This is a genomic window from Pseudomonas sp. GNP012 (assembly GCF_054343835.1).
In genome coordinates this window covers 2,030,933-2,056,145 of record NZ_JBTGUU010000001.1, presented here as the reverse complement: position 1 = coordinate 2,056,145, position 25,213 = coordinate 2,030,933, and the positions used below count along the sequence as shown (strand labels likewise).

Below are 25,213 nucleotides of genomic sequence, written 5' to 3'. Positions count from 1 at the left end.
CAATCGGCACTCACGGATCAAGCCGTAAAGTCTGGGCCCAGGCCGGCTGTCAGGCAATAGCCGACTGTTTGGGTTTGGTGATGTCCGTACCCTTGCGTATCATTGCCCCCATCCGTTAGCCCACATATTTTCCGGAGGGCCCATGAGCCTGCACGAATTGAACACCTTCCCCGGCGTCACCGCCCAACCGGACACTGCCACGCAGAAATTTGTCTTCAACCACACCATGCTGCGGGTCAAGGACATCACCAGGTCCCTGGACTTCTACACACGCATCCTGGGCTTTAGCCTGGTGGAAAAACGCGACTTCCCGGAAGCCGAGTTCAGCCTGTATTTCCTGGCGCTGGTCGACAAAAACCAGATCCCGGCCGATGCCGCCGCGCGCACCGAGTGGATGAAATCGATCCCCGGTATTCTCGAACTGACCCACAACCATGGCACAGAGAACGACCCGGACTTCGCTTACCACAATGGCAACACCGACCCCCGCGGTTTTGGCCATATCTGCATCTCGGTGCCGGACATCGTCGCCGCCTGCGAGCGCTTTGAAGCACTGGGCTGCGATTTCCAGAAACGCCTGAGCGATGGCCGCATGAAGAGCCTGGCATTCATCAAGGACCCGGACGCCTACTGGGTCGAGATCATCCAGCCGGCGCCTCTGTAGGAGCGAGCTTGCTCGCGATAAACCTGAGTACACCGCGGGGCACCTGCCAACCCGCGTTATCGTTGACGACCATCGCGAGCAAGCTCGCTCCTACATAAGTAATGTGCAAGGCACAAAAAACCCCATGATCGTTCATGGGGTTTTGTGTTTTCAGCGCCGGGTTTTATGCCGGGGCGGACGTGCGGATCAGGTGATCGAAGGCGCTTAGCGAAGCCTTGGCGCCCTCGCCCACCGCAATCACGATCTGCTTGTACGGCACAGTGGTCACGTCGCCGGCGGCGAACACACCCGGCACCGACGTTTCACCGCGAGCGTCAACAATGATCTCGCCACGGGGTGACAGCTCAATCGTGCCTTTGAGCCAATCGGTGTTGGGCAGCAAACCGATCTGCACAAAGATCCCTTCCAGCTCCACGCTGCGCACTTCGTCGCTCTGGCGATCCTTGTAGCGCATGCCGTTGACCTTCTGGCCGTCGCCGGTGACTTCGGTGGTTTGCGCACTGGTGATCACGGTGACGTTCGGCAGGCTGTGCAACTTGCGCTGCAACACCGCATCGGCGCGCAACTGAACGTCGAACTCCAGCAGCGTGACGTGGGACACGATGCCCGCCAGGTCGATGGCCGCCTCGACGCCGGAGTTACCGCCGCCAATGACTGCCACGCGCTTGCCCTTGAACAGCGGGCCGTCGCAGTGCGGGCAGTACGCCACGCCTTTGTTGCGGTATTCCTGCTCGCCCGGGACGTTCATTTCACGCCACCGCGCTCCAGTCGCCAGAATCACGCTTTTGGCTTTGAGCGATGCGCCACTGGCGAAGTGAATCTGGTGCAGCTCGCCATTTTTGCCGGGCACCAGTTTGTCGGCACGTTGCAGATTCATGATGTCCACGTCGTACTGTTTGACGTGTTCTTCCAGGGCCACGGCCAGTTTCGGCCCTTCGGTTTCCTGCACCGAGATGAAGTTTTCGATGGCCATGGTGTCCAGCACCTGACCACCAAAACGCTCGGCCGCGACACCGGTGCGAATGCCCTTACGGGCCGCATAGATGGCCGCCGAAGCACCGGCCGGGCCACCGCCGACCACCAGTACGTCAAAGGCGTCCTTGGCGCTGATTTTCTCGGCCTGGCGTTCAATGCCGCTGGTGTCGATCTTCGCGAGGATTTCTTCCAGGCCCATGCGGCCCTGGCCGAAGTTCACGCCATTGAGGTAGATGCTGGGCACGGCCATGATCTGGCGTTCATCGACCTCAGCCTGGAACAGCGCACCGTCGATGGCGACGTGGCGAATGTTCGGGTTCAGTACCGCCATCAGGTTCAGCGCCTGGACCACGTCCGGGCAGTTCTGGCACGACAGCGAGAAGTAAGTCTCGAAGTTGAACTCGCCTTTGAGCGTGCGAATCTGCTCGATCACCTCAACACTGGCTTTGGACGGATGACCGCCGACTTGCAGCAAGGCCAGCACCAGCGAAGTGAATTCATGGCCCATCGGGATGCCGGCGAAACGCAGGCTGATGTCGGCTCCCGGGCGATTGATCGAGAACGATGGCTTGCGTGCATCATCACCGTTGTCGAGCAAAGTAATCTGGGTGGAAAGACTGGTAACGTCTTTCAACAGTTCGAGCATTTCCTGGGATTTCGCACCGTCGTCGAGGGAAGCAACGATCTCGATCGGCTGGGTGACCCGTTCCAGGTACGATTTCAACTGGGCTTTAAGATTGGTGTCCAACATACGGGCGATTTCCTTTTTGCTTTTGCGAAGACATAAAAAAACGCCCGAGCGAATCTCGCCCGGGCGTTTTTATTGGGCGGTGCAGCTTGCTTAGAAGGTGCGGAAGTCCGCCCTGATGAAGCGCGTCACAGACTTAGATCTTGCCGACCAGGTCCAGGGACGGCGCCAGAGTGGCCTCGCCTTCTTTCCACTTGGCAGGGCAAACCTGGCCCGGGTGAGCAGCGACGTACTGGGCAGCCTTGATTTTGCGCAGCAGCTCGGAAGCGTCACGACCTACACCGCCGTCGTTCAGTTCAACGATCTTGATCTGGCCTTCCGGGTTGATCACGAAGGTGCCACGGTCAGCCAGGCCTGCTTCTTCGATCAGCACGTCGAAGTTGCGGGAGATGGCGTGGGTCGGGTCGCCGATCATGGTGTACTGGATTTTGCCGATGGCTGGCGAAGTGTTGTGCCAGGCAGCGTGGGCAAAGTGGGTGTCGGTGGAAACGCTGTAGATCTCGACGCCCAGTTTCTGGAAGGCGTCGTAGTTGTCAGCCAGGTCTTCCAGCTCGGTCGGGCAGACGAAGGTGAAGTCGGCCGGGTAGAAGAACACGACAGACCACTTGCCTTTCAGGTCAGCGTCCGAGACTTTTACGAAGTCGCCATTTTTGAATGCGTCAGCTTTGAACGGTTTAACTTGGCTGTTGATGATAGGCATCGTTGACTCTCCGTCAGGGGTTAAGAAGTTGATGGAGAGAACTTTACCCACTCGACGAACGGAAGGCTCATTGGCAAACCTGATGCTGCTGATTGGCTTTCGCTATTAGCCGACTGTATTTATAGAAGAAAACGATCTCTATGACTCAATCGGCTTTTCCGTGAGGCGCGCCATCCCCAGGAACGGACTGGCTTCGATGTAGCGCATGGCCGACTTCATGTCCTTCCAGCCCACATAACTCATCAGCGACTTCAGATCCCAGCCGCTTTGATGCGCCCAGGTCGCAAAGCCGCGGCGCAAGGAATGGCTGGTGTAGAGTTCGCCGGCAATGCCTGCGCGCGCCAACGCCTGGCGCAACAAGGGAATCACGCTGTTGGCGTGCAACCCCTCCTCACCCAAATGCCCCCAGCGATCGATGCCACGAAACACCGGCCCACGCACCAGTGCCGCTTCGGTGATCCAGTCAAAGTAAGCCTGCACCGGGCACAACCGCTGCAAGGCCGGCGTCTGATAAGTCTTGCCGAGGTTGTCGCGATCACTCTTGCTGCGCGGCAGATAAAGGCTGATGCCGGAACCGGCGCTGGCCTGCACGTGTTCAACCTGAAGCCTGCACAACTCGTCGCTGCGAAAGCCGCGCCAGAAGCCCAGCAGGATCAACGCCATGTCGCGCCTGGCCCGCAGCAATCCCGGTCGGTCGCCTTCGGCCCTTGCGATTTGCACTTCCAGCTCCAGACGACTGACCACCTGCTCCAGGTGTTGAAGCTGCAAGGGTTCGGCCTGTTTTTCCTGGGCCGGGTGCAACGCGCGGATGCCCTTGAACACCTTGCGCACCACCGGCGCCTTGGTGGGGTCGGCAAAACCCTGGCTGTTGTGCCACTGCGCCAAGGCCGACAAGCGCAGTTTTAACGTATTGATCGACAACACCCCGGCATGCGCCACCAGATAACGCGCCACGCTGTCGCCGGTTGCCGGCAGAAACCCGCCCCACGTGACTTCGAAGTGTTCGATGGCTGCCCGATAGCTGCGACGGGTGTTGTCGCGAGTTGCGGCTTGCAGGTAACGATCCAGTTCAGTCATGGGGTCAACTCTTGAATTCATACCGCTTTGACGGGTCAAAAACCGGTACTTGGCGTATCACACGGGGTAATACCAGTATATCCCGTGTTAAATACATTCAGCATTTAACTTTATCAATTGAATGGTACAATGTGTATTTACGTGGTACGTACCACATCAACAAAACCCGGGAGATCTCATGGCACGCGGCGGTGTAAATAAGGCGGTGGTGCAAGCCGCTCGGTTGGCGATCCTCGCCCGCGGCGAAAACCCCAGCATCGATGCCGTACGGATCGAAATGGGCAATACCGGCTCGAAAACCACGATTCATCGCTACCTCAAAGAGCTCGATGACAGGAACGAGACGGCTGAAGCGCCAGCGGAACCGATTGACGACGAACTGATGGCGCTGGTGGCGCGGCTCGCACAAAGACTCAAGGAGCAGGCACAGGAACCCATCGACCAGGCGCGCACGCAGTACGAGGAACAACGCAAGGCGCTGGAAAAACAGCTCGACGAAGCGCAAGAGGCCAACAGCGAACTGCACCAGCAATACGAGTTCCAGAGCCTGGCACTGACTCAGGAATCCGAGGCCCTGCAAGAAACCCGCGCCATGCTGCAAACGGAGCAAACCCGTAACGCCGGGATGAACCAGGCGCTGGCCGATTTCGAATTGCGCTTGAAAGACAAGGACGAGCAGATCCGCTCCCTCGAGGAAAAGCACCTGCACACACGCGACGCACTGGAGCACTACCGCAATGCGGTCAAGGAACAGCGCGAACAGGAAATGAGTCGCCACGAAGGCCAGGTGCAACAGCTACAGATGGAACTGCGCCAGGCACAACAAAGCGCACTGGTACGCCAGGATGAAATCACCCAGTTGCACCGCGACAACGAACGCTTGCTGACTGAAAACCGCGGCACACTGCGCGAGCTGAGCCTGCTGCAGGAACAGCTCAAGCAAAGCAATACCCGCCAGGATCAGTTGCTGGAACAGGCCACCCGCGTCGACGGCGAGCGCACCCTCCTCCAGGAACGCCTGCGCGTCGCCTTGCTGGAAAGTCAGGCACTCAAGCAGAACGTCGATGAGCAGTCGCAGCTCAACAAGTCACTGGAAATTGAACTGACCAGGACCCGGACGGATCTGGAAGAACGCGTACGTCTGGCCGCAACCCTTGCGGCAGCGGCAGACGCAGCGAAGGACGATTAACCGGCGACCGGCGTGCGCATGGTGACGAACTCTTCGGCGGCCGTCGGGTGCACGCCGATGGTTTCGTCGAAGTCGCGCTTGGTGGCACCGGCCTTCAAGGCAATCGCCAGGCCCTGGACGATTTCACCGGCCTCGGGGCCGACCATGTGGCAACCCAATACCTTGTCAGTCTTGGCATCCACCACCAGCTTCATCAGCGTGCGCTCCTGGCACTCTGTCAGGGTCAGCTTCATTGGCCGGAAGCGGCTTTCGAAGATCTGCACCTCGTGGCCGGCTTCGCGGGCCTCTTCTTCGGTCAAACCGACGGTGCCGATGTTCGGCAGGCTGAACACTGCCGTCGGGATCATCTTGTAATCCACCGCACGATACTGCTCAGGCTTGAACAGGCGTCGCGCAACCGCCATGCCTTCAGCCAGCGCGACCGGCGTCAGCTGAACACGACCGATCACATCGCCCAGCGCCAGAATCGACGGCTCGGCGGTTTGATACAGCTCATCGACTTCGACAAAACCCTTCTTGTCGAGCTTGACCCCGGTGTTTTCCAGCCCGAGATTGTCCAGCATCGGACGACGCCCGGTGGCGTAGAACACGCAATCGGCTTCCAGTTGGCGGCCGTCCTTGAGCGTGACTTTCAAGCTGCCATCGGCCTGCTTGTCGATACGCTCGATGTCCGCGTTGAATTGCAGGTTCATGCCACGCTTGGTCAACTCTTCCTGCAAGTGCTTGCGCACCGAACCGTCAAAGCCGCGCAGGAACAGTTCGCCGCGATACAGCAACGTGGTCTCGGCACCCAGACCATGGAAGATCCCGGCGAACTCGACGGCAATGTAGCCACCGCCCACCACCAACACCCGCTTGGGCAGCTCTTTGAGGAAGAACGCCTGGTTGGAACTGATGGCATGCTCGTGCCCCGGAATCTCCGGAATCTGTGGCCAGCCACCGGTCGCGATCAGGATGTTCCTGGCGGTAAAGCGCTCGCCATTGATCTCGACCTGATGCGGATCGACGATCTTCGCGTGCCCCTCATGCAAGGTGACGCTGCTGTTGACCAGCAGGTTGCGATAAATGCCATTGAGGCGATTGATCTCGCGGTCCTTGTTGGCGATCAGCGTCGGCCAGTCGAACTGCGCTTCATCCAGGCTCCATCCAAAACCGGATGCCTGCTCGAAGTCCTCGGCGAAGTGCGCACCGTAGACCAGCAATTTTTTCGGCACGCAACCGACGTTCACACAGGTGCCGCCCAGGTAGCGACTCTCGGCCACCGCCACTTTCGCGCCAAACCCGGCGGCAAACCGCGCAGCCCGCACACCGCCGGAACCGGCACCAATCACATAAAGGTCAAAATCGTAGGCCATTTTCAATCTCCTCGGCAGGCCAACAGCATACCTGCGGACAGCCGCTGAGCAAGCATTGTGCTGAAATGCTCAGGCTGGGCAATGCGCGACCCAATCTTCGTTTTCAATCAATGCCCCTCTGCGGATTGCGTTTTCGGTGTCCGCAGAGTGCGCCAAGCAATCAAAATCGCCATGAGTGCCAAGCCGAACGTCACCCACGAAACCAAACCGATTCCACCTTCGAATGCCCTTCCCGCCTGCACCATCAATTCCCTTGCTTGATCACCCGACAAGTCTGCCGCCACATGATAGGCGCCAGACAGCGTCTCACTCGCCAGCATCATCTGCACTTCGCTCAGGAACCCCGGAAGCTGCAATGCACCGCGATAGTAGGCGGTGACGACACCACCTAGCACTGTCGTCCCCAGAACTACGCCCACTTCATAGGCCGTTTCGCTAATGGCCGACGCGGCGCCTGCCTTTGCCGGCGGTGCGGCAGACAAAATCACATCATTGGACACCGTCGCGATCGCGCCCACGCCAATGTTCAGCAAGGCAAAAGCCACCACCAGAACGGTCAGGCTACTGCCCATACTGGCGACCAGCAAAAACGCCGCTCCAGCAAAAGCCATCAGAATCGGTATCAGCACATGCACCTGTAATCGCCGTGCAATTGATACGACCGCCATTCCCACTATGATCGCCATAACCTGACCAGGAACCAACGCGAGGCTAGCACTCAAGGGCGACATCTGAAGAACGATCTGCAGGAACTGAGTGGTAAAGAATACGAAGCCGACGAGAAACGCGAGACTCATCAAATTGATCGCGACAGAGCCGCTAAAGGCGCCACTACGAAACAGACTCAGATCCATCAGCGGCACTGGCAAACGTAACTGTCGAAACACAAACATCCATCCCGCAACTGCGCCTACTGCAAATGCTGTCAGCGCCATCCAGTCGATACCATTACTGGCGCTGTGCTTAATGCCATAAACAATGGCACCAAGGGCTACCATCGATTGCAGGATGCTTATCGGATCCAACGGTCCTGAAGCATCGCGCTCGGATTCGGGCAACAACAGTGGCCCCAGCACCAGCAGTGGCACCAACACGGGCACCGCCAACAGGAAAATCGCCCCCCAACTGAAGAATTCCAGCAACACCCCGCCCACCAAAGGACCGAGTGCCGAACCTACCGTCAACGTCGTCGCCCAGATCGCGACTGCGAGCCTGCGTTCTTCTCGGTCCTCGAACACCGAACGTATCAACGCCAGCGTTGAGGGCATCAGCATTGCGCCGAAAACGCCCATACAAGCTCGCCCGGCAATCAGTTGCGCGGCGGTATCGGAATACGCGGTTAATACCGACACAATCGCAAAACCCAAGGACCCGATCAACAACAACTTACGATGACCGACCCGATCTCCCACACTCCCCATAGATACCAGCAATCCCGCCAATACCAAGGAGTAAGCATCAATTATCCACAACTGCTGGCTAGCACTTGGACTCAGGGCCTCGGCAATCTTGGGCAACGCGAATCCAAGTACCGTATTGTCAATTGTTACCAGCAGTACCGGTAGCATCAGTACGCTTAGAGCCAACCACCGTTTTAGGGCCACGCCTCCTGTTAACGCCATTCACGAAACTCCATTTCCTCATACACCCCAGTGACTTTAAGCGTGCCCTAGACCTGACATTAGTCACACCGAGCAAGCCGGCTCTGGTAGATCCCATTTAATACAGAGGTTTTTAGTCGCAACAATCATCGTTTGCCCATGCAATTAACAAATCAGGATTTTCTTTCGCAACACCTACCGAGAGATGTCAGGCGATGCCTACCTTCTCGCTCCCCTGCGTACTTGAGTCCACACAAAAGCAAACGCCCCGAACAAGTCGGGGCGTTTACCTGGGTCTTTATCTGTTTGTTGTTACACAAACTGAGAAGGTGAATTCAATACAAGCAGCTCAAGCGCTATCAGTAAGCCTTACCCGTCTTGTAGAAGTTCTCGAAGCAGAAGTTGGTCGCGTCGATGTAGCCTTCAGCGCCACCGCAGTCGAAACGCTTGCCTTTGAACTTGTAGGCAATCACGCATCCATCCTGCGCCTGTTTCATCAGGGCGTCGGTGATCTGGATCTCGCCGCCTTTGCCTGGCTCGGTTTGTTCGATCAGGCTGAAGATGTCCGGCGTCATGATGTAACGACCGATGATCGCCAGGTTCGACGGGGCATCTTCCGGCTTTGGTTTCTCGACCATGTTGCGCACGCGGTACAGGTCGTCACCAATCAGGTCGCCTGCAATCACGCCGTACTTGCTGGTTTCCTGCGGGTCCACTTCCATGATCGCGACGATGGTGCAGCGATACTGCTTGTACAGCTTGACCATCTGCTTCAGAACGCCGTCACCTTCCAGGTTGACGCACAGGTCATCCGCCAACACCACGGCGAACGGCTCGTCGCCGATCAGCGGGCGACCGGTCAGGATCGCATGACCCAGGCCTTTCATTTCTGTCTGGCGAGTGTAGGAGAACGAGCACTCATCCAGCAGGCGACGGATGCCGACCAGGTATTTCTCCTTGTCGGTGCCCTTGATCTGGTTTTCCAGCTCGTAGCTGATGTCGAAGTGGTCTTCCAGGGCGCGCTTGCCGCGACCTGTGACGATGGAGATTTCGTTCAAGCCGGCATCCAGTGCTTCTTCGACGCCGTACTGGATCAGTGGCTTGTTCACCACCGGCAGCATTTCTTTGGGCATGGCTTTAGTCGCTGGCAGGAAGCGAGTACCGTAACCGGCTGCTGGGAACAAGCATTTCTTGATCATAAAAGTCCTTGAAAGGGCTGTGTGTACGAGTTTCGGCGCAGTCTAATCAGGCGGCGTGCACCTTACAATGCCCCCGCGCTGGCTAACTGATGCCAACATAGAGAATTATTCTGACGGATAGTTCCCTGCGAGGTTGCACAGGCGATTGCACAGCCTCTTATGCATAGCAGAGACTGGCGCAAATGCACGGTTTTCTAGCGCCCGGAACCCATCACCATACGCCCATCGCCCCCCGTTGCGTGCGTTTGCCGGTATCATGGCGCGATTGAACCAGACAACGAGGCAAATAGATGTCGCAAGAAAAAAGCGTCAACGGATTCCTGATCAACAAGGTGAAAGACGGCCAATGGTGGGTGGCCAGTGTCACCGGTGAAAATATCGCCGGGCCTTTCCCTTCCGAAGCCTTGGCAATCGAAGTGGCCTCGGTGCTGGAGCTTGAGCATCCGGAACCCAAGCGACGCGGCAAGGACAAGAGCTGATCGACGTACGATGCGAAAAGCCCTGCCATGGCGCAGGGCTTTTTTATGAACTCCGAAAAAGAAGTGGCCTTTGGCTATAACCTTTTGACTCCGACGCTGTCTCAGCCTTAGCCCACCCCCCTGACGATGATCAAACCATGAATAAAATTTTGCCTTTGCTAGCGGTATTGGCCCTGAGTGGCTGCGCAACGTCGGAAGAAACCTACCTGGGCAACGGAGAGCAGGGTCTGACGATCGACTGCTCGGGAGAGGCGAATTCCTGGGCCGCCTGCTACGAAAAGGCCGATGCCTCCTGTGCAGGTACCGGCTACCGGATTGTCGGCACCGACGGCACGCCAGCGCTCAAGGTCAGTGAAAAAACCCTCGGCGCCGATATCGGCAATTACAAGAACCGTAGCGTCGTGGTGGTCTGCAAATAGGGCGCTCTGCCCTACAGATGAATTTCGGCGAACCTGATCCCGAGTCCGCGCACCGTTTCAATCAGATCGTCGAGTTTGCCAAAGGACTCGACTTCATCATTGTCATCCACCAGGAAATAGCTGCGCCCGGCGCTTTTCTTGAAAAACACGATCCATTCCCCCAGCTCCGCCGGATTCTGGATCACATGGGTGGCAGAGATAAGTCCCTCTGCATGGCGCTCCCGGACCTGCTCTCGTTTCATAGTCGACTCCAGAAATGACGATGCCGCCAAAAACAGGCTTTGGCGGCATCGGTGCTGTTGGTCGATAGTTTATCAGCCGGAAATGCACTCGGTGGCAGCCTTCTGTACATCCTTTGGACGCACCGGGACGTTGGACATGCTTTCGTGCAGCTTGATGCTGCTGCCACCCGAGCGCTCTTCAATGTCGAATACGGCTGACGGCCCCGTGGAAAACTTGAGCGGCACAATCACACGCAGGCCATCCTTGTGCGGCTCGATTTGCAAGGCGCCACGGCTGTCGGTCAGTTTTTCGCTGAGGCATTGCGCATATTCATGGGGGTTCTTGCCAGAAATCACGCTCATGGTCGGCAGTGACTCGTTGATGTCAGAGACGTTCGCACAACCACTCACCAATGCCGCCAGCGAAACAACCCACAAACCCCACTTCATACAAAACCTCCAATAAAGAGGCTCGGACAACGCAGATGCGTTTTTTCTCCGAGGCAAACTGCTTTATCGCTCATCAAAGGTGAAATTAGCGTTTTTAATTGTCAAAGCGACCGGATAATAAGGCCTTCGGGCTGATAAACTGCGCCCATCGCCCATGCTATCGTTTTGATTTTGTAGAAAAAGCCCTTCTGGAGGCGCCCCATGAAATTTATCCATCAGCGCGAGCACCTCAATGAAGACGACATCGTCGTCATTCAATGCTCCCAAATGTGCAACATCCGTTTGATGAACGACGCCAACTTCCGCAGCTTCAAGAATGGCGGCCGTCACACCTATCACGGCGGTGCGTTCGACACGTTTCCGGCGCGCATCACCGCCCCCAGCACCGGTTTCTGGAACATCACGATCGATACCGTCAACCGCCGCGCTATCAGCGTGACGCGCAAGCCCACCCTGACGCATTCGATCAAAATCATTCGCCGTTCCAGCACGAAACTGAGCTGATCAGCACACCCGAAACACAAGACAGGCAGATACGACCGTGGCCCAAACGACCAAGTACGTCATCAAATACAAACTCAACGGTGAGCGCCGCTTCGAGTTTGCCCAGCTTGAAAACGGCACCGCAGAAGAAGCCAAAGCGGCGCTGGATGCCATTCATGGACCGGACGACGTCATCAGCGAAATCAGCGTCAGCAAAGCGCTGTAACGCAATCCGGAGCGACAATGGACGTCGGCTCCCGTTCGCAGTTCGACCGCAAGCGCCGGAGTGCCTGCTTCATTCATGTCTTGCAGACTGGCCACCTCAACAACAAGAGGCCCGGCAATGAGCGAGCAATATCTGGAGCGGCTGGACTGGCCCCGGCTGGAACAGCAACTTGACCTGGACGGTTACGCCGTCATCCCTTCACTGCTGAGCCACAAGGCTTGTGATCAGGTCAGCGCCCTGTACCCCCGGGCCGAGCCCTTTCGCTCGCACGTGGTGATGGCTCGTCACGGCTTCGGCCGCGGCGAGTACAAGTATTTCAGCTACCCGTTGCCGGACCTTGTGACTCGCTTGCGCAGCGCGCTCTACCCGCGCCTGGTGCCCATCGCCAATCGCTGGCATGAACAAATGGGCTTGCCGCAGCGTTTTCCTGACACTCACCCCGCCTTCCTCGAGCGCTGTCATGCCGCTGGTCAGAACCGTCCGACACCCTTATTGCTGCAATATGGTCCGCAGGACTACAACTGCCTGCATCAGGATCTGTACGGTGAGCAGGTTTTCCCGCTGCAAGTGGCGATTCTGCTGTCAGACCCCGATCAAGACTTCACCGGCGGCGAATTTGTCATGACCGAACAACGCCCGCGCATGCAGTCACGCCCGATAGTCATCGACCTGAAGAAAGGTGACGGGCTGATCTTTGCCGCCAACCAGCGGCCGGTCAAAGGCACTCGCGGTTACTACCGCGTGACCCTGCGCCACGGCGTGAGTCGCCTGCACAGCGGCAAACGGCATACCCTTGGAATCATCTTTCACGATGCGACATGAGTCCATGTACCCGCTGACTTTCGATCTGTTTGCCGATGCAGAGCCCGAGCAAGAGCCCCGGCGCGAGCAGATCGGCGAACAATCCTGGGTGCTCAGAGGTTTTGCCCTGCCCTGGTTCGAGTGTTTGCTGCCCGCGCTGGAGGCGGTGCTGGCGGCCGCGCCGTTTCGGCAGATGGTCACGCCCGGCGGCTTTACCATGTCGGTCGCCCTGAGCAGTTGTGGCACATTCGGCTGGACCACGGACCGCACCGGATACCGCTACACCCGTCACGATCCTCAGACCGGTCAGCCCTGGCCATTGATGCCCGAGGCGTTTCTCCAATTGGCACAAGCGGCGGCGCAGGCTGCGGACTTCAGCGACTTTGTGCCCGATTCCTGCCTGATCAACCGCTACATCCCAGGGGCAAAAATGTCATTGCATCAAGACAAGGACGAACATTCCTACACAGCCCCCATCGTTTCGGTATCGCTGGGCTTGCCCGCGACCTTCCTGTTCGGCGGTTTTGCACGCAGTGACAAAAGCCAGCGCATCCCCCTGCTGCATGGTGACATCGTGGTCTGGGGTGGCGTGGATCGCCTGCGTTATCACGGCGTATTGCCGATCAAGGACGGCTGCCACCCGAGACTGGGCGAGCAACGCATCAACTTCACCTTCCGCACCGCCGGATGAAGACTTCGAATTTGACCGCAAGCGTCGGAGTGTGTGGGAATTGCCCCATGGTTAATGTGCAGGCAACTCCTCAAAGGACGTGACGCCATGACAACCCGATCGACCAAGATCACCACCGAAAACGATCCGCGCTGGGCCGCCGTGGTCGCGCGCGATCCCAAGGCTGACGGGCAGTTTGTCTATGCCGTGAAGACCACAGGCATCTACTGCAACCCCAGCAGCCTCGCGCGCCTGCCCAAGCCACACAATGTCGAGTTCTTCGATAGCGCCGAACAGGCCCGGGCCGCGGGTTATCGTCCGAGCAAGCGCGCGGCAAAGGACCAGAGCGAACTCGCTGCGCAGCATGCCGCCACAGTGGCCGCTGCCTGCCGCCAGATTGAACGCGCCGAAACGCTGCCCACCCTGGGCGACTTGGCCGAGGCTGCGGGATTGAGCAGCTTCCATTTCCATCGCGTGTTCAAAGCCGTCACCGGCCTGACGCCCAAGGGCTACGCCGATGCCCATCGCTCACGCAAGGTGCGCGAGCGCCTGGCAGATGGCGGCTCGGTGACCGATGCCCTGTATGACGCCGGCTTCAACTCCAACAGCCGGTTTTATGAAGCGGCAGACCAACTGCTCGGAATGAAACCCGGGGACTACCGCGCTGCCGGGCAAAACAACGACATTCGTTTTGCCGTCGGCCAGTGTTCGCTGGGGGCGATTCTGGTGGCGCAAAGTGAACGCGGGGTTTGCGCGATTTTGCTTGGTGATGATCCGCACCAACTGGTCTGTGATCTGCAAGACAAGTTCCGGCGAGCCAATTTGATTGGCGCCGATCAGGCGTTCGAAGCGTTGATTGCCAAAGTCGTCGGCTTTATTGAAGCCCCGGCGATTGGCCTGGACCTGCCATTGGACGTGCGTGGCACCGCGTTCCAGGAACGGGTCTGGCAAGCGCTGCGGGAGATTCCTGTCGGCAGCACGGCGAGCTACGCCGATGTCGCGCTACGCATCGGTTCGCCGAAAGCTGTTCGCGCCGTGGCTCAAGCCTGCGGCGCGAACAGCCTGGCCGTGGCGATCCCGTGCCATCGCGTGGTGCGCAGCGATGGCAATCTCTCGGGCTATCGCTGGGGCGTCGAGCGCAAACGCCAGTTGCTGGAGCGCGAATCGCGCTAATCAGCGATTCACATCCACCACCACGCGCCCGCGCAACTGCCCGGCAAGCAAGCGCGGTGCGGCCTCGATGGCTTCGCTCAAGCCAATTTCGTGACTGATCAACGGCAACAGGTTGAAGTCCAGGTCCTTGGCCAGGCGACTCCAGGCCTCCACGCGTTTGGCTTTGGGCTGGGTCACGCTGTTGATGCCGGCCAGGGTCACACCGCGCAGGATGAATGGCGCAACGGACGCCGGAAAGTCCATGCCCTGCGCCAAACCGCAGGCCGCGACGGTGCCATTGGCCTTGGTGCTGGCGCACGCATTGGCCAGGGTGTGGCTGCCGACCGAATCGATGACGGCCGCCCAGCGCTCCTTGGCCAAGGGTTTGCCCGGCTCGGACAGCGTGGCGCGATCGATGATTTCGCTGGCGCCCAGTTGCTTCAGGTAGTCGTGCTCCGACGTACGTCCGGTGGACGCGACCACCCGGTAGCCGAGCCTGCTCAACAACGCGATGGCGAAACTGCCGACGCCACCGTTGGCACCGGTGACCAGGATTTCACCCTGCCCGGGCGTCACACCGTTATGTTCCAAAGCCAGGATGCACAGCATGGCCGTGTAGCCCGCCGTACCGATGGCCATCGCCTGGGCGGCGGTGAATGCCTTGGGCAGCGGGATCAGCCAGTCACCGTTCAGGCGAGCTTTCTGCGCCAGGCCGCCCCAATGCCCTTCCCCTACGCCCCAGCCATTGAGCAGGACATGGTCACCGACCTTGTAGTCCGGATGCCCGCTGACCTCGACCACACCGGCCAGATCGATGCCCGGCACCATCGGGAATTTGCGCACCACCGGACTGCTGCCGGTGATCGCCAGGCCATCCTTGAAGTTCAGCGTGCTGTAGGCGACACGCACCGTGACATCGCCCTCGGGTAACTGATCGTCCTGGATCTCTTGCAGTGTGGCCCGGTAACCGCTGTCGTCTTTGTCGATCAAAATACCTTTGAACATTAAGGCCTCTCAATGGAATCAGTCGGGTTGTGGTGCATTTGAAATAACACATGGCAACGGATTGTCGTACCCGACTTTAAGCCAATCAACCAACCCGTCGGGTGCCGAAGAAAGCCAGGTGAACTCAAATGACGACTGGCCTTGCGCCAATCGTTGCGTTACAAATCCTGTTCTACCGTCCCTGCCCTGCTTCAAAGTCGGAGAACACAGCACATGAACCAATGGCCAGATACCCGCATTCTTGACCTGCTCGGGATCGAACTGCCGATCATTCAGGGGCCGATGGCCGGTGCCACAAACTCGTCCATGGTGATTGCGGCCTGCAATGCCGGCGGCCTCGGCTCGATGCCAGCGGCGATGCTCAGCATCGATCAACTGCGCGAAGAGCTGAAAACCATCCGCCAACACACCCGGCGCCCGATCAACGTCAATTTCTTCTGTCATCAGCCTCCAGCCCCTGATGAGCAACGCGCGCAGGACTGGAAAAACCTGCTGCAGCCCTACTATCAGGAACTCGGTGCCGATTTCGCTGCGCCAACCCCCGTGTCCAATCGGGCGCCGTTCGATGACGCGGCCTGCCAAGTGATCGAAGAGTATCGCCCTGAAGTGGTGAGCTTTCACTTTGGCCTGCCGGAAAAAACCCTGCTGGACCGGGTCAAAGCCACCGGTGCGAAAGTGTTGTCCTCGGCCACCACTGTCGAAGAAGCCGTGTGGCTGGAGCAGCACGGTTGCGATGCGATCATTGCCATGGGTTTTGAGGCCGGAGGTCATCGCGGGATGTTCCTCAGCGATGACCTGAGCAGCCAGGTGGGCACGTTCGCCCTGGTGCCACAAGTCGTCGATGCAGTGAAAGTGCCGGTGATTGCCGCTGGCGGTATCGCTGACGCACGGGGCGTCGCCGCCGCCTTCATGCTGGGCGCTTCGGCGGTACAGGTGGGCACCGCGTACCTGTTCACCACGGAGGCCAAGGTCAGCCCGTCCCATCACAAAGCGTTGCGCACCGCCAAGGAAAGCGAGACGGCGGTTACCAACGTGTTCACCGGTCGCCCGGCCCGGGGCATTCTTAATCGGGTGATGCGCGAACTGGGACCCATGAGCGCCAAGGCTCCGGCCTTCCCTTTGGCCGGTGGCGCGTTGATGCCGTTGCGGGCCAAAGGTGAAGCGGACTTCAGCAACCTCTGGGCCGGCCAGGCATTTACTCTCGGCGTTGAATTGACCACCGAGGCGCTGACTCGAAAACTGGCTGAAGAAGGACTGGCGAGGCTGCTGGGTCGCCCCTGAGCTTCACTTTCGTCAAAATTGTATACATTTCTGGCAATACATTCCGTTAAAAGGCAATTCGCTATATATTTATGTACATAACGATTTACCCTTGCTGCAATTGCCTTTAACGGAGCCGTTTCATGACTATTTGCGTCTCACGTTTTGCCCCTGCGTGCCTCACGAGCCTGCTCGCCGTATTTGCCTTCGGCTCAGCCCAGGCGGACGAAGTCCAGGTGGCTGTCGCTGCCAACTTCACCGCGCCCATCCAGGCCATTGCCGCTGGTTTCGAAAAGGATACCGGGCATAAACTGGTCACCGCCTTTGGTGCCACCGGCCAGTTCTACACCCAGATCAAAAACGGCGCGCCGTTCGAAGTGTTCCTCTCGGCAGACGACAGCACCCCGAAAAAACTCGAGGCTGAAGGCGACACCGTCAAGGGTTCGCGCTTCACCTACGCAGTCGGCACCCTGGCGCTATGGTCGGCCAAGGAAGGCTACGTCGATGCCAAGGGCGATGTGCTGAGAAAGAACGAATACCAGCACCTGTCCATTGCCAATCCGAAGGCTGCGCCTTACGGCCTCGCGGCAACCCAGGTGCTGGCCAAAGAAGGTCTGACCGACAAGGTCAAGGACAAGATCGTTGAAGGCCAGAACATCACCCAGGCCTATCAGTTCGTCTCCACCGGCAACGCCGAGCTGGGTTTTGTCGCCCTGTCGCAGATCTACAAGGACGGCAAGATCACCAGCGGTTCGGCCTGGATCGTTCCGGCCAGCCTGCACGACCCGATCAAACAGGACGCTGTGATTCTCAACAAGGGCAAGGACAACCCGGCCGCCAAGGCATTGGTTGACTACCTCAAGGGCCCGAAAGCGGCAGCTGTCATCAAGTCCTACGGCTACGAAATCTAAAATGTCGCTATCGAGTGCCGATTTTTCCGCCATCTGGCTGACCCTGAAACTGGCGTCCCTGACGACCGTCATCCTGCTGATTGTCGGCACTCCGATTGCGTTATGGCTTTCGCGCACCCGCTCCTGGTTGCGCGGCCCGGTAGGGGCGATTGTCGCCCTGCCCCTGGTGCTGCCACCAACCGTGATCGGTTTTTATCTGTTGCTGGCGCTAGGCCCTCACGGGTTCATTGGCCAGTTCACCCAATCACTCGGCCTTGGCACCCTCACGTTCAGTTTTGCAGGCCTGGTCATCGGTTCGGTGTTGTATTCGATGCCCTTTGTCGTCCAGCCGCTGCAAAACGCTTTTTCCGCCATTGGCACGCGCCCCCTCGAAGTGGCCGCGACGCTGCGGGCCAATCCCTGGGATACCTTTTTCAGCGTGACGCTGCCATTGGCCCGCCCCGGTTTCATTACCGCCGCCATTCTCGGTTTCGCCCACACCGTCGGCGAGTTCGGCGTAGTGCTGATGATCGGTGGCAATATTCCCGAGAAGACCCGCGTGGTCTCGGTACAGATCTACGATCACGTCGAAGCCATGGAATACGCCCAAGCCCATTGGCTGGCCGGGGCGATGCTGGTGTTCTCGTTTGTCGTCTTGCTGGCACTGTATTCCAGCCGAAAAACCAAAGCGGGCTGGAGCTGACCGATGATTTATATGCGCCTGAAACTGGATTACCCGGGCTTCGCCCTGGACGTCGACCTGCAACTGCCGGGCCGTGGCGTCACAGCACTTTACGGTCATTCCGGTTCGGGCAAGACCACTTGCCTGCGCTGCATCGCCGGCCTGGAACGAGCCGATCAGGGTTTTATCCAGGTCAACGATGAAGTCTGGCAAGACAGCGCAAACAAGGTTTTCGTCGCGCCGCACAAACGCGCGCTGGGCTACGTGTTCCAGGAAGCCAGCCTGTTTCCTCATCTGTCGGTGCTGGCCAACCTGGAGTTTGGCCTCAAGCGCATCCCGAAGCCGCAACGTCGGGTCGACATGGCCCACGCCAGCGAGTTGCTGGGCATCAGCCATTTGCTGGATCGGCGCCCGCAACACCTTTCGGGCGGCGAACGACAGCGCGTCGGTATCGCCCGCGCCTTGCTCACCAGCCCGAAACTATTGTTGATGGACGAGCCACTGGCCGCGCTGGATGCCCAACGCAAAAGTGAAATCCTGCCCTACTTGCAACGCCTGCACGACGAACTCGACATTCCGGTGCTGTACGTCAGCCACTCCCAGGATGAGGTCGCGCGGCTGGCCGACCATATCGTGTTGCTCAGCAACGGCAAGGCACTGGCCAGCGGCCCGATCGGCCAGACCCTGGCGCGCCTCGACTTGCCTCTGGCCATGGGGGACGACGCCGGCGTGGTGATCGAAGGCCGCGTCAGCGCCTATGACGCCGACTATCAATTGCTGAGCCTGCAATTGCCCGGCACCAGCCTCAACATTCGAGTACCGCATACGCCCATGAATGCAGGCCAGGCACTGCGCTGCAAGGTCCAGGCGCGGGATGTCAGCCTGAACCTGCACAGTGCCGGGCAAAGCAGCATTCTCAATCGCCTGCCGGTCACCGTGGTCAGTGAAATGAACGCCGACAACGCCGCCCATGTGCTGATTCGCCTGGATGCGGCCGGAACGCCGCTGCTGGCGCGGATCACGCGTTATTCCCGTGATCACCTGAACATCCACCCTGGCCAGCAACTCTGGGCACTCATCAAAGCGGTCGCGGTGCTGGCGTAAATCCGCCGGCACGACTGCAGCGGGGCGCGGTCCATGGCTGTAACGCCCCGTGATTCCTCGCCCAGGACGCCTGTCATGCCCGATGCACTGCCACCTGACCTGCATTATGTCGATGACACTCAGCCGGGCATCACCCGCAGGAAACTGCGCGGAAGATTCGCCTATTTCAACCCGGCGGGCCAGCGCATCACCGATCCGGAGGCGATCAAACGCCTCAACGCACTCGCGGTGCCACCCGCCTATACCCAGGTGTGGATCTGCGCCGATCCATGCGGGCACCTGCAGGCCACCGGCCGAGATGCCCGGGGTCGCAAACAATACCGTTATCATCCGCGCTGGCGGGAGGTGCGCGACGCCGACAAATACTTGCGCCTGCGTGAGTTCGGGCTGGCCTTGCCGAAACTGCGTCAGCGACTGGAAGCCGAATTGGCGGCACCGGGATTCAGTCGCGACAAAGTCATGGCCACGGTCATCACCCTGCTGGACACGACGTTGATTCGTATTGGCAACAGCCAATATGCCCGGGACAACCGCTCCTACGGCCTGACGACCTTGCGCAGCCGCCACGTGGAGATCAACGGCAGTGCCATCCTGTTCCAGTTCCGCGGCAAAAGTGGCGTCGAACACCAGATCACCGTGAAAGACCGAAGACTGGCGCGGATCATCAAACGCTGCCAGGACATTCCCGGGCAGAACCTGTTTCAGTATCTGGATGAAAACGGAGACCGGCACACCGTCAGTTCATCCGACATCAACAGCTATTTGCAAACCCTCACCGGCGCCGATTTCACCGCCAAGGATTACCGCACCTGGGCCGGCAGCGTCCTGGCGATGGCGATGTTGCGCAAACTGCAGTGGGAGCCTGAAACAGAAGCCAGGCGGCACCTGGTGGAAATGGTCAAGAATGTTGCCAGGCAGCTCGGCAATACCCCGGCGGTGTGCCGCAAATGCTATATCCACCCGGCAGTGCTGGACGGCTTTCTTCTCGGTGATCTGGCGCAACTGCCAAGGACCAGGGCGCGCAAGGGGCTATCGGCCGAGGAGGTCGGGCTGGCGATCTTCCTTGAGAGAATGCCCGCCGCGCCTGAACCGACGAATTGACCTGCCTATTTTTTGCACGATCACCAATGACTTCTATAGTTGAACTGAACACGAATCCGCTGCGGAGACGCCATGGAAGACATTTTCGTCGTGAAGCGTTGTAACAAGATCATCATTCATGGCCGTCGTGCGGGTGAAAATGACCATCTGCCTCCGGATGCCGCAGTCTGGTATCGCATCGCCGATACCCGCACCCAAGGTTTTATCGGAGATGGCTACGACACTGAAGAAGACGCTCTGCGTGTTTGCCGGCAGTTGAACGCCAAATCACAAGTGACAGCCCGACAAAGTTGAGGGGCCTGTCACCATTTTTTAACGGGTCTATACTGAAATGGCTGAAGGAACAGCGACCCCAACGGCAGAAAGCTCGCTCCCGGCGGGCTTTTTGCTGCCACACCAGGTTTCTTGAACGGAGGTGTCTCCCATGTCCGAAAAAGAGTCCATCACCACCCTGCTCACCTTGCTCGACTCCCGTCAGGCGCGCCTGGCTGCGGCCTGCAAGGAAATCGCCGACTGGGTCGATCATCAAGGCGGACACCCCACCGCCCTCAGAATTCGTGATCGCCTGAACGACATCGAGAAGGACACGCCGCTGATCCGGCACACACTGTCTTCTCTCCAGCCTGTCGACCGGCCTCTGCCTCGGTTCAGATGATCCGCCACGGACTCGCGGTACGAGGACAGGCCCGATTCGGGCAGCATGACCGGTGGCACTAACGCCTCCGGATAGCTGGCTGCCTGCCGAGTTTTCACCCTCTCTTGAAACCCGACCTCGTGCCGGGATTTTTTGTTGCGCAAAACCAATCGAACGTCACCGCTCACGTGGGGTCAACCGATCACATGTCACCAAGGAGACGTTCCAATGGTCACTCATTTCAAAGTCAGCGGGCACCTGGCCTGCGGTCACCACGGCAACAACCTGGTATCGACTCGCGAACTCAATCGGGTGAAATGCAGAAGCTGCCGAAACACCGACGCCTACAAAGAAGCCCGCAAGACCGAACGCAACGCTGCCCGCCGCGCAGCACGCAAAGCCAAAGCCGTGCACACCGCCGACAACTGGCGTTCAGCCTGGACCGAACGACTGACCGCGATGGCCGGCCTGCAACGACTGCCACGGGGATTTGCCGGCCAACCTTTCGTCTAAGTAATTGAAACAGCTACCAGGCTTTTACTGCGATCAGATGTCCCTGCACGCTGGCTCCATGACCTCGCGCAGGGACATGCGCTTGAATGCCTCGACCAGCGCGCGCCCTTCCTCTGGCGTACAAGTGACAGCCAGCCGCATGGTCGCCTCGCCCAAGTGCCAGATCAAAAGCAACTGCCAATAGGCGGCCTGCAACCCCTGGGCATCCTCGACAGCCTCCAATGCCTGTTCAATGCAACGACGGCTCTCAGCGTTGTAGCGTTCGGCAAGCATTCGGATGACGGAACTCGACGGCCGGCCCGCGATTTCAGCGACTACGTGCAGCGCACGGCGACTGCGGGCATCTGGGGAAATGGGCGTACGATGTAATGCATTGGCGAGAACAGGGTTCGTCGGCTAGGGTCTCTTGCGTATCGAACTGCGGCGCCTTAATTGGCAGGAGCCTGATCAAGGAGAAAACGCATGTCACTCAATCGTAGTGCCGAACAAACCTACCGCCAGTGGTCCACCCCGATCCTGCTGGAACTCAAGGAGCGAGAGCATCAATTGACCCCGTCAGACCGCCAGGCGTTGGAAAACGTGTTGCAGGAAAGAAGGCTGATCAACACCGGCAACCCGACCGGCAACGATCGTCGCAAGACCGGCCCGGCTTCCTGAAAAAAATCCGGCAACCACCATCAAGACAGAAATGATGGCGCAGAAACCGCAAGGGCTTGCATCGGATTTCGCTGGCAAGCCCTTGATCCCGCATAACGCCCGCTAGCGGAGTCTTTGCCGCGCTAGAACCACCCACTGCGATCATCTTCCAGCGCCTGGCGACACTGCTTGAGTTGAGCGTTGTAAATCTCCGATTGCTTTTGCACTTTCCGGGCAACCTGCATCAGCCACGGCTTACTGCGATAGGAATTGCGGCTAAAGCCCCCGCGCCCCTCGTGATAAGCCAGGTACTGATTGTAGGTGTCCCATTTGGAGATTCCGAGCTGACGTTGCGTGCCAGTGGTGTACCAGCCGATAAACATGATCGCGTCGTCGAAACTGTCACGTGAACCGCCGTTGCCAGTACTGTCCTTGTACTCACCCCACACCGGGTCCTGAGCCTGCGCATAACCATAGGCCGAACTGACTCGCCCCCAGGGAATCACCCAGAGCAGGTAGTCACGCGGCGGCAATGCGTCCGCCACGTAGCTGCTTTCCTGCTTCATGATGGCCATGGCCACATGCAGAGGCGTCCCGTACTCACTCTGCATTTCCAGCGAGTCCTCGTACCAGTCTGGATATTCACGGTAAATACTGCAGAGATTGTCTTGATCCTTGGGTGGAGTCGTTGTGCAACCTGTCAAAAACATGAACAACAAAGCCAACAGCAAAATATTTCGTTGTGTCATTCATCACGCTCAAAAATAAGGTTCTTCGCACATTCCCGGGTAACTACTGTAGGAGCCAGCTTGCTGGCGATGAACTCAAGTGCCCCGCGTTCATCCAGTTCACACGCGTTATCGTTAACGCCCATCGCTGGCAAGCCAGCTCCCACAAGGGACCGTGCCCACGCTGAAACTGTAGGAGACAGCCTGCTGGCGATGGACTCAAGCGCGCCGTGTTTATCCAGTTCACACGCGTTTTCGTTATCGCCCATCGCTGGCAAGCCAACTCCCACAAGGGACCGTGCCCACGCTGAAACTGTAGGAGCCAGCCTGCTGGCGATGGTCTCAAGCGCGCCGTGTTTATCCAGTTCACACGCGTTTTCGTTAACGACCATCGCTGGCAAGCCAGCTCCTGCAAGGTGCCTGAGTCAGGCAGGTGCAGGCAAAAACGTCAGAAGACCTCCAGCTTGATCACGTCACGCTTATCGAACGGGTTCTTTGTAAATCCCTGTTGCACGACGAGACCAGAGGGGGACTCCGGGTTTCGATTCAGAGCATCTTCTCCAAACCGACCTTGTCGCTGAGCCAGGCTTTGAAGCTGCGCCATTTGCCGCCGGGTTCCTTGCGCAAGGTATGTTGGCGGCCGTCGTCCTCGGTGAACCAGACGACTTCGCCGTTTTCCAGTCGGGCCTGGTAACTCATGGCCGGCGCCATGCCCTCAAGCGCCGCCTGGCGCACGTAGCCGGCCAGTTCGGGACTGTCGACCAGGACCCCGACTTCAGTGTTCCAGAACACTGAACGCGGGTCGAAATTGAACGAACCGATGAACACCTTCTGCTTGTCCAGGATCATGGCCTTGGTGTGCAGACTGGAGTCCGAGCCACCACTGAATCCAAACGAAGAGCTGCGGCCGGGATCGTCCGGCTGACGCCGCAGCTCAAAGAGTTTCACGCCATGTTCGAGCAGCGTCTTGCGATACGGTGCATAGCCGCCATGCACCGCCGGCACATCGGTGGCTTCCAGTGAGTTGGTCAGCAGGCGCACATCAACGCCGGCATCGGCACGACCTAGTAGATAGTCCATGCCCGACTTTTGCGGGACGAAGTAGGCCGAGATCATGATCAGCTCGTTACTGACGCCATCGAGTTCAGGCCGCAGTTGTGTGGCCATCAATAACGCGCGTGCCGGTTCGCCGTCAGCCAGGACCTTGCTCGGAGCGTCCCACATCGCCGTGCTATGGGCCCAGATCAGCTGCTTGCGCCAAGTCTCGAATTGCGGTCGAGTCTGGTAGGTCATGAGATGGTTGTACAAAGCCCTGTGCTCGGTACGTGAGGACTGGAGCGATTGCTCCAGACGTTGGCGGCTCTCGAGCAAGTCCTGTGCTGTCGGCTTGTTGATCTGGAAGTCACTGATCGACTGGCTCAAAGCGCTGTTCCAGTACTGATCGAAGCTGTGCCCCAACTGCTCGGCGACCGGGCCGATGCAAAGCAGGTCCATATCGGTGAAGTTGAGATCGGGCTTGGCGTCGAAATATTCATCCCCCAGGTTGCGTCCGCCGACGATGGCTGCGCTGTTGTCAGCCAGCCACAGTTTGTTGTGCATGCGTCGGTGCTGCTGGGAGAGATCAAGCAAGCGACCCATGGTTCGAGTCACCACGGTACTGCGCCCCAGATGCAAAGGGTTGAAGACGCGGATATGGATGTTCGGGTGCACCGCCAGGGTAGCGATGACTTCTTCCTGGCCGTCGGTGGCCGAGTCATCGAGCAGCATACGTATCCGTACGCCGCGATCGGCAGCCAGCAGCATTTCATTAACCAGTGCCCGGGTGCTGAGACCGTTATGCACGATGTAGTACTGCAGATCGACGGATTTCTGCGCATTGCGGATCAACTCGGCGCGCGCCCGGAATGCTTCACTGCTGTTGGGCAGCAAGCGAAAACCCGAGCGCCCCTCATGCGCGGCGGCCTGAGCCTGGATCGAACGCCCGAAAGCCGATTCGCTGGCGGGGATCGCCTCGCTGAAGTCATGGGGCAAGCGCGTGGTGGCGCAGCCGACTAGCAGCATCGCGAACAACATGGCGCAGAGGAACCGGGACATGGGCTGGCCCTCAACATCGACGGGTGTAGATAGGGACCCGGCATCCAGCCAGTACCGGCTGCCGAGAACATGCAGCCCTCGATAATCCGCACGACTTTTTCCAGTAAAGCCCGTTTCAGGCAGCGTGTCGAAATTTACCGGTTCCCTGCAGAGATGC

General features: G+C 58.8%; 31 protein-coding genes. 18 read left to right on the top strand and 13 right to left on the bottom strand.

The features are described from left to right. The first annotated feature begins 142 nt into the window (after nt 1-142). Entirely contained in the window at nt 143-664 is a 522-nt protein-coding gene (gene gloA, locus ACXX83_RS09215) for a lactoylglutathione lyase (RefSeq protein WP_217838264.1), read from the top strand. 163 nt (nt 665-827) lie between these two features. Here gloA and ahpF read toward each other — a convergent pair whose 3' ends face one another. The 3 genes from ahpF to ACXX83_RS09200 form a co-directional block, all read right to left on the bottom strand. Further along, nucleotides 828-2,390 (bottom strand): alkyl hydroperoxide reductase subunit F, encoded by a 1,563-nt coding sequence (ahpF, locus tag ACXX83_RS09210; RefSeq protein ID WP_458548189.1) that lies wholly within the window; start codon nt 2,388-2,390, stop codon nt 828-830. 133 nt (nt 2,391-2,523) lie between these two features. Next, nucleotides 2,524-3,087 (bottom strand): alkyl hydroperoxide reductase subunit C, encoded by a 564-nt coding sequence (gene ahpC / locus ACXX83_RS09205; RefSeq protein WP_007975937.1) that lies wholly within the window; start codon nt 3,085-3,087, stop codon nt 2,524-2,526. A 138-nt stretch (nt 3,088-3,225) separates the two neighbouring features. Continuing rightward, nucleotides 3,226-4,164 (bottom strand): site-specific integrase, encoded by a 939-nt coding sequence (locus tag ACXX83_RS09200; RefSeq protein ID WP_458548188.1) that lies wholly within the window; start codon nt 4,162-4,164, stop codon nt 3,226-3,228. Nucleotides 4,165-4,342: 178 nt separating this feature from the next. Here ACXX83_RS09200 and ACXX83_RS09195 point away from each other — a divergent pair, with 178 nt between their 5' ends. After that, the gene (locus ACXX83_RS09195) at nt 4,343-5,353 is read left to right on the top strand and encodes a DNA-binding protein (protein ID WP_458548187.1); all 1,011 of its coding nucleotides are present in this window, start codon (nt 4,343-4,345) and stop codon (nt 5,351-5,353) included. Here the strand turns inward: ACXX83_RS09195 and gorA are convergent. The 3 genes from gorA to galU form a co-directional block, all read right to left on the bottom strand. Beyond that, nucleotides 5,350-6,708, bottom strand: a complete 1,359-nt coding sequence (gene gorA, locus ACXX83_RS09190; RefSeq protein ID WP_458548186.1) for a glutathione-disulfide reductase — start codon at nt 6,706-6,708, stop codon at nt 5,350-5,352. The genes ACXX83_RS09195 and gorA overlap by 4 nt on opposite strands. Before the next feature lie 107 nt (nt 6,709-6,815). Further along, on the bottom strand, nt 6,816-8,330 hold the full coding sequence (locus ACXX83_RS09185; RefSeq protein ID WP_458548185.1) for an MFS transporter: 1,515 nt from the start codon (nt 8,328-8,330) through the stop codon (nt 6,816-6,818). Nucleotides 8,331-8,668: 338 nt separating this feature from the next. Then, nucleotides 8,669-9,508, bottom strand: a complete 840-nt coding sequence (gene galU / locus ACXX83_RS09180) for a UTP--glucose-1-phosphate uridylyltransferase GalU (RefSeq protein WP_007975949.1) — start codon at nt 9,506-9,508, stop codon at nt 8,669-8,671. 290 nt (nt 9,509-9,798) lie between these two features. Between galU and ACXX83_RS09175 the strand changes: the two genes are divergently transcribed. Together ACXX83_RS09175 and ACXX83_RS09170 are read left to right on the top strand one after the other, a co-directional pair. Then, on the top strand, nt 9,799-9,987 hold the full coding sequence (locus tag ACXX83_RS09175) for a hypothetical protein (protein ID WP_217838258.1): 189 nt from the start codon (nt 9,799-9,801) through the stop codon (nt 9,985-9,987). A 137-nt stretch (nt 9,988-10,124) separates the two neighbouring features. Then, complete coding sequence (locus ACXX83_RS09170) at nt 10,125-10,406, top strand: hypothetical protein (protein ID WP_015094930.1); 282 nt, start codon at nt 10,125-10,127, stop codon at nt 10,404-10,406. 11 nt (nt 10,407-10,417) lie between these two features. On the opposite strand, the gene ACXX83_RS09165 is transcribed toward ACXX83_RS09170, so the two are convergent. Together ACXX83_RS09165 and ACXX83_RS09160 are read right to left on the bottom strand one after the other, a co-directional pair. After that, entirely contained in the window at nt 10,418-10,648 is a 231-nt protein-coding gene (locus ACXX83_RS09165; RefSeq protein ID WP_007975952.1) for a hypothetical protein, read from the bottom strand. Nucleotides 10,649-10,720: 72 nt separating this feature from the next. Beyond that, nucleotides 10,721-11,077 carry a hypothetical protein gene (locus tag ACXX83_RS09160; protein WP_407802348.1) on the bottom strand — a complete coding sequence of 119 codons (357 nt, stop codon included), beginning with the start codon at nt 11,075-11,077 and terminating at the stop codon, nt 10,721-10,723. Between the two features lie 201 nt (nt 11,078-11,278). Between ACXX83_RS09160 and ACXX83_RS09155 the strand changes: the two genes are divergently transcribed. The 5 genes from ACXX83_RS09155 to ada all read left to right on the top strand — a co-directional run bounded on the left by ACXX83_RS09155 (nt 11,279) and on the right by ada (nt 14,430). After that, on the top strand, nt 11,279-11,581 hold the full coding sequence (locus ACXX83_RS09155) for a DUF1883 domain-containing protein (protein ID WP_007912251.1): 303 nt from the start codon (nt 11,279-11,281) through the stop codon (nt 11,579-11,581). Between the two features lie 37 nt (nt 11,582-11,618). Then, nucleotides 11,619-11,786: a hypothetical protein gene (locus ACXX83_RS09150; RefSeq protein WP_008020806.1), complete on the top strand. Its 168-nt coding sequence runs from the start codon at nt 11,619-11,621 to the stop codon at nt 11,784-11,786. A gap of 117 nt (nt 11,787-11,903) precedes the next feature. Continuing rightward, the gene (locus ACXX83_RS09145; RefSeq protein ID WP_458548184.1) at nt 11,904-12,608 is read left to right on the top strand and encodes a 2OG-Fe(II) oxygenase; all 705 of its coding nucleotides are present in this window, start codon (nt 11,904-11,906) and stop codon (nt 12,606-12,608) included. Then, nucleotides 12,598-13,278 carry a DNA oxidative demethylase AlkB gene (gene alkB, locus ACXX83_RS09140; protein WP_458548183.1) on the top strand — a complete coding sequence of 227 codons (681 nt, stop codon included), beginning with the start codon at nt 12,598-12,600 and terminating at the stop codon, nt 13,276-13,278. Before ACXX83_RS09145 ends, alkB begins: the two co-directional genes overlap by 11 nt. An 87-nt stretch (nt 13,279-13,365) precedes the next feature. Further along, nucleotides 13,366-14,430 carry a bifunctional DNA-binding transcriptional regulator/O6-methylguanine-DNA methyltransferase Ada gene (gene ada / locus ACXX83_RS09135; protein ID WP_458548182.1) on the top strand — a complete coding sequence of 355 codons (1,065 nt, stop codon included), beginning with the start codon at nt 13,366-13,368 and terminating at the stop codon, nt 14,428-14,430. On the opposite strand, the gene acuI is transcribed toward ada, so the two are convergent. Then, the gene (gene acuI / locus ACXX83_RS09130; RefSeq protein ID WP_458548181.1) at nt 14,431-15,414 is read right to left on the bottom strand and encodes an acrylyl-CoA reductase (NADPH); all 984 of its coding nucleotides are present in this window, start codon (nt 15,412-15,414) and stop codon (nt 14,431-14,433) included. Between the two features lie 213 nt (nt 15,415-15,627). On the opposite strand from acuI, the gene ACXX83_RS09125 reads away from it, so the two are divergent. The 8 genes from ACXX83_RS09125 to ACXX83_RS09090 all read left to right on the top strand — a co-directional run bounded on the left by ACXX83_RS09125 (nt 15,628) and on the right by ACXX83_RS09090 (nt 21,598). Continuing rightward, nucleotides 15,628-16,695 (top strand): NAD(P)H-dependent flavin oxidoreductase, encoded by a 1,068-nt coding sequence (locus tag ACXX83_RS09125; protein WP_458548180.1) that lies wholly within the window; start codon nt 15,628-15,630, stop codon nt 16,693-16,695. Between the two features lie 122 nt (nt 16,696-16,817). Beyond that, a complete protein-coding gene (modA, locus tag ACXX83_RS09120) occupies nt 16,818-17,585 on the top strand; it encodes a molybdate ABC transporter substrate-binding protein (protein ID WP_458548179.1) in 768 nt (255 codons plus the stop codon). Between the two features lies 1 nt (nt 17,586). Then, complete coding sequence (gene modB, locus ACXX83_RS09115) at nt 17,587-18,267, top strand: molybdate ABC transporter permease subunit (RefSeq protein WP_015094922.1); 681 nt, start codon at nt 17,587-17,589, stop codon at nt 18,265-18,267. A 3-nt stretch (nt 18,268-18,270) separates the two neighbouring features. Next, nucleotides 18,271-19,350 carry a molybdenum ABC transporter ATP-binding protein gene (gene modC / locus ACXX83_RS09110; RefSeq protein ID WP_458548178.1) on the top strand — a complete coding sequence of 360 codons (1,080 nt, stop codon included), beginning with the start codon at nt 18,271-18,273 and terminating at the stop codon, nt 19,348-19,350. Nucleotides 19,351-19,425: 75 nt separating this feature from the next. After that, the gene (locus tag ACXX83_RS09105) at nt 19,426-20,451 is read left to right on the top strand and encodes a DNA topoisomerase IB (protein WP_458548177.1); all 1,026 of its coding nucleotides are present in this window, start codon (nt 19,426-19,428) and stop codon (nt 20,449-20,451) included. Between the two features lie 72 nt (nt 20,452-20,523). Beyond that, on the top strand, nt 20,524-20,745 hold the full coding sequence (locus ACXX83_RS09100; RefSeq protein WP_217838248.1) for a hypothetical protein: 222 nt from the start codon (nt 20,524-20,526) through the stop codon (nt 20,743-20,745). A gap of 130 nt (nt 20,746-20,875) precedes the next feature. Next, entirely contained in the window at nt 20,876-21,106 is a 231-nt protein-coding gene (locus ACXX83_RS09095) for a hypothetical protein (RefSeq protein WP_007975977.1), read from the top strand. Between the two features lie 207 nt (nt 21,107-21,313). After that, nucleotides 21,314-21,598, top strand: a complete 285-nt coding sequence (locus ACXX83_RS09090) for a hypothetical protein (protein ID WP_041474854.1) — start codon at nt 21,314-21,316, stop codon at nt 21,596-21,598. A gap of 33 nt (nt 21,599-21,631) precedes the next feature. Here the strand turns inward: ACXX83_RS09090 and ACXX83_RS09085 are convergent, their stop codons facing one another. Beyond that, the gene (locus ACXX83_RS09085) at nt 21,632-21,871 is read right to left on the bottom strand and encodes a hypothetical protein (RefSeq protein ID WP_458548176.1); all 240 of its coding nucleotides are present in this window, start codon (nt 21,869-21,871) and stop codon (nt 21,632-21,634) included. 189 nt (nt 21,872-22,060) lie between these two features. Here ACXX83_RS09085 and ACXX83_RS09080 point away from each other — a divergent pair, with 189 nt between their 5' ends. Continuing rightward, nucleotides 22,061-22,255 (top strand): hypothetical protein, encoded by a 195-nt coding sequence (locus tag ACXX83_RS09080; protein ID WP_015094917.1) that lies wholly within the window; start codon nt 22,061-22,063, stop codon nt 22,253-22,255. Between the two features lie 122 nt (nt 22,256-22,377). On the opposite strand, the gene ACXX83_RS09075 is transcribed toward ACXX83_RS09080, so the two are convergent. The 3 genes from ACXX83_RS09075 to ACXX83_RS09065 form a co-directional block, all read right to left on the bottom strand. Further along, on the bottom strand, nt 22,378-22,983 hold the full coding sequence (locus ACXX83_RS09075) for a transglycosylase SLT domain-containing protein (RefSeq protein WP_015094916.1): 606 nt from the start codon (nt 22,981-22,983) through the stop codon (nt 22,378-22,380). Further along, nucleotides 22,980-23,363 (bottom strand): hypothetical protein, encoded by a 384-nt coding sequence (locus ACXX83_RS09070; RefSeq protein WP_458548175.1) that lies wholly within the window; start codon nt 23,361-23,363, stop codon nt 22,980-22,982. The genes ACXX83_RS09075 and ACXX83_RS09070 overlap by 4 nt, the downstream gene beginning before the upstream one ends. Nucleotides 23,364-23,508: 145 nt before the next feature. Next, nucleotides 23,509-25,056: a phospholipase D-like domain-containing protein gene (locus ACXX83_RS09065; protein ID WP_458548174.1), complete on the bottom strand. Its 1,548-nt coding sequence runs from the start codon at nt 25,054-25,056 to the stop codon at nt 23,509-23,511. Between the last annotated feature and the right edge of the window lie 157 nt (nt 25,057-25,213).